General features: G+C 66.2%; 1 protein-coding gene. It reads left to right on the forward strand.

What is annotated here, in order from left to right; all coding sequences use genetic code 11:
• Window positions 1–153 precede the first annotated feature (153 nt).
• On the forward strand, window positions 154–891 hold the full coding sequence (locus IEZ08_RS39060) for a GNAT family N-acetyltransferase (protein ID WP_189244251.1): 738 nt from the start codon (window positions 154–156) through the stop codon (window positions 889–891).
• Window positions 892–1,129 lie beyond the last annotated feature (238 nt).

Genomic DNA, 1,129 nt, shown 5'->3' on the forward strand with positions numbered 1-1,129 from the left:
CGCTGTCATGAAGGAGCGCAGGGTTGCTCGCCGTAGCTGCGCCCATGTTCGGATCCGGCGGCAACACCGCTCCTTGAACTAAAGGGGAGAGCCGAGTCCGTCTTGCGGATAACAGTTGGCGCGGGAACTGGGCGGCGGCTTAGCGTGGCCCGCATGGAGATCGTCAGCATGTCTGATGGGTGGACGGCCCGCGATGCTGGATCGGAGGTTGGGCGGGCAAGTGGTCTAGTGATGCCCAACGGTGTTTGCTTGGTCTTCTTTCACAATTGCCGGGCAGACGCCTACGCGCCGTTGGCCGCGGCCATGGCGCCGCATTCCGGGCGACCACTGCGCGTGGTGGTGGACGAAAGCGATGACCTCTCTCCGTTGATGGGGGCCGGGTTCGTCCTGGAGCGCCGTGAGAACCGCTATGTCGTACCCACGGGTCCGGGGAGTGCGCCGGTTCCCTCCGGCTTCGCGCTGGTCACTGCGGACCGGGTGCCCGAGCCTGAGCTGCGGGAGCTCGATGACGAACTGCGGCAGGACGTTCCCGGGTCTGAAGGATGGAAATGGGACGAGCAGGGTTTCCGGAAGGAGACCTACGAGTCGTCCCAGTACGATCCCGCCACATACCTCGTGGCCGTCGACGGCTCGACGGGGCGGTATGTGGGGATCGCCAGGATCTGGATCAGGCCCCGCGGGCCGCGACTCGGCATGATCGCAGTGACCCGGGCTCATCGGCGGCGGGGGCTGGCCAGAGCGATGCTGTCCCAGGTCTTCGGCATTCTTCACGGGCGGGGGCTAATGGAGGTGTCCACCGAGATCGATGGCACCAACCTGGCCTCCATGGCTCTCCTGACCCGCTTCGGAGCCCGCCGTACTGGCTCTGATCTCTGGCTGGTACGTCGCTGACGGCGCGGCGGGTACTCGCTCCCGTCGGATTCCGGTGGTCCGGGTCAGGCCACCGGCTGGGCGCCGCAGCCCACCGGTACCGTCCCGACGGACTGTACGGAGTTGAGATCAGAGAGATTCACCTGCGCATCGATCTCCGGTCCTGACCCGCCGGAATGCTCCTGGACGACGTGGACATCGCCGGATCCGAACATGGGCGCAGCTACGGCGAGCAACCCTGCGCTCCTTCATGACAGCG

The sequence above is a fragment of the Planobispora rosea genome (assembly GCF_014648175.1).
GTDB lineage: Bacteria > Actinomycetota > Actinomycetes > Streptosporangiales > Streptosporangiaceae > Planobispora > Planobispora rosea.